Raw genomic sequence first — 2025 nt, 5'->3', positions numbered from 1 at the left:
GCCTGTCTGTTCATGTTTCATTACTTATTCGACAAGTAGGTATGAATTTCCTTACCATAGATTTCTAAGGTCTTTAGTTCAACTTATATAGTATACTGATTTGAACAGAAGAAGCAATTTTTCTATATCGTCTGACATGGCAATGGCTAAGAAACGGCTAGATGATTTTTTGAAGTTTAACGAACTGTCTAGGGAAATGTTGATGTAACCGAAGGAGAGTGTTTGCGTGGCAGTAATGATCATTGCGGGAGATTTGCTGGAGGCTAAGGAAGACATTGTTGGTCACCAAGTCAATTGCCAAGCCGTGATGGGCTCGGGAGTAGCCCAATTATTAAAAACGAAGTATCCGAACCTGTATACGTCCTACCTGGATTATTGCAAAGATAAGGCTCCGGAGGAGCTTCTCGGAACCCTTCAGCTTGTAGCTGTGCAAGGGAAGTTCATCGCGAACCTATTCGGTCAATTGACCTATGGCCGATCAAAGAAAGTGTATACGGATTATGTCGCGCTAAAAGAGGCCCTGCTCTCGTTAAAAAATTATGCGAAAGAGCACGCTTTAACGGTGGCGCTTCCCTATGGGATCGGCTGCGGGTTAGCCAACGGATCTTGGGAGATTGTGGGGAAGATGTTGGAAGAAACGTTCCACGATTACGAAGTGACGCTTTATCAAATTCAATAAGCGTTCAAGGGAGGAGCGGTGCTTATCGCGCACAAGCGCTCCTGTAACATCCGTTAGCCGGGCTCCATGCTCCATGAGCAAGCGAATAAGCTCTGTGTTATCGTCATGAAATGCGGCCGTATGCAAACAAGTGTGGCCGCTGCTGTCGAAGATATTCGTCAGGGCACCGCGGGTCAAAAGCAGCCGGATGACCTCCGGGTCCCGTTCCCCCGCAATCGCGGCATGCAGCGCGGTATTCGAAGGAATGTAAGAAAGTTTGGAATGCGACACGGCATTCACATCCGCACCATAGTCCAGCAGCACCTGCACGGTAGCTTTGCTGCCGAAATGCGCCGCGAACCCTAAGGGAGTCAGCCCGTCGCCGTTTTCCGAATGGGCGAGACTCGGATGAATCGCCAGTATTATCACACCGTGTGCCGCAGAAGAAGTCTTTTTGCTTCTTGAAGTTTGAGTTCGGTCAATAGAGGAGTTGAGCGATTGAATCGAAAAAGACCTTTGGGAGTCGCCTTAATTGGGAGTTTTTATATATTCGGTTCTGTTGTATTATGGTTATCGTTATTTTTGATTGATTTCTCTTCTGAAAAGTATGGAATCGCAGCCAGATTCGGCTTGCCGAATGTTCCGGAGCATCTTGCCCGAATTCTGGTAGGAGTGGTTTCGCTCGTCATGGCTTATGGGTACTTGAGGCTCAAGCGTTGGGGGTACTGGCTCATGGTTTCGTATTCAATTTATTTTCTGACCGTAAGCGGTTACCTGTTCGTTCTGTACAAGGATCAACCTTTTTTAGGAAATGTGATTTGGTCGCTGATCGTTATAGCCTATAGCTATTCTAAGCGAAGTCATTTTTATACGAAGCCTCAGCAAATTTGGGTGGGGGATAAATCGGTATGATTGATTTAGAACGACTTAATCATTTAACTGTTGCTACAAGAAACTTGGACGAAGCGAAGCATTTTTATTCTGAAGTTCTTCGATTTAAGGAACTCGCTCGCCCACCATTTAAGTCAAAAGGGGTATGGTACGATTTGGGGGAACAGCAGCTTCATGTCGTAGAGAATCCTTATAGCGAAACGCTTCGGGCAAACGGAATAAATTCGTTAGAAGGTCACTTTTCGATTTGGGTGAAGAGCTACGGCAAAACGCTGCAATGGCTGGAGGAGGCAGGCATCGAGTACGAGGCCGAGCCTGACAGCGCGGCAGGTTTTTCACAGATCTATATATTGGACAGAGATAATAATGTCATAGAATTTGCGGCTCAATCTAAAAATTAGCGGTTGAACTTTTCAACATGGTAAACGGAGTCGATTGCATTCAATTAATATACCAGCTTTGTAGCACTCACGATT

4 protein-coding genes are annotated in these 2025 nt (G+C 45.8%); 3 read left to right on the top strand and 1 reads right to left on the bottom strand.

What is annotated here, in order from left to right:
• The first annotated feature begins 235 nt into the window (after positions 1-235).
• The gene (locus tag BLO51_RS28255; RefSeq protein WP_245719879.1) at positions 236-679 is read left to right on the top strand and encodes a macro domain-containing protein; all 444 of its coding nucleotides are present in this window, start codon (positions 236-238) and stop codon (positions 677-679) included.
• On the opposite strand, the gene BLO51_RS28250 is transcribed toward BLO51_RS28255, so the two are convergent.
• Complete coding sequence (locus tag BLO51_RS28250) at positions 593-1087, bottom strand: ankyrin repeat domain-containing protein (protein ID WP_245719878.1); 495 nt, start codon at positions 1085-1087, stop codon at positions 593-595. The genes BLO51_RS28255 and BLO51_RS28250 overlap by 87 nt on opposite strands.
• A 69-nt stretch (positions 1088-1156) precedes the next feature.
• Here BLO51_RS28250 and BLO51_RS28245 point away from each other — a divergent pair, with 69 nt between their 5' ends.
• Together BLO51_RS28245 and BLO51_RS28240 are read left to right on the top strand one after the other, a co-directional pair.
• Complete coding sequence (locus BLO51_RS28245; RefSeq protein ID WP_090677474.1) at positions 1157-1570, top strand: hypothetical protein; 414 nt, start codon at positions 1157-1159, stop codon at positions 1568-1570.
• Positions 1567-1950, top strand: coding sequence for a VOC family protein (locus BLO51_RS28240; protein WP_090677472.1), 384 nt, complete (start codon positions 1567-1569; stop codon positions 1948-1950). The genes BLO51_RS28245 and BLO51_RS28240 overlap by 4 nt, the downstream gene beginning before the upstream one ends.
• Positions 1951-2025 lie beyond the last annotated feature (75 nt).

It is taken from the genome of Paenibacillus tianmuensis, assembly GCF_900100345.1.
Lineage (GTDB): Bacteria > Bacillota > Bacilli > Paenibacillales > NBRC-103111 > Paenibacillus_G > Paenibacillus_G tianmuensis.
The sequence above is the reverse complement of the archived record's forward strand: the minus strand, read 5'-3'. Positions and strand labels throughout refer to the sequence as shown.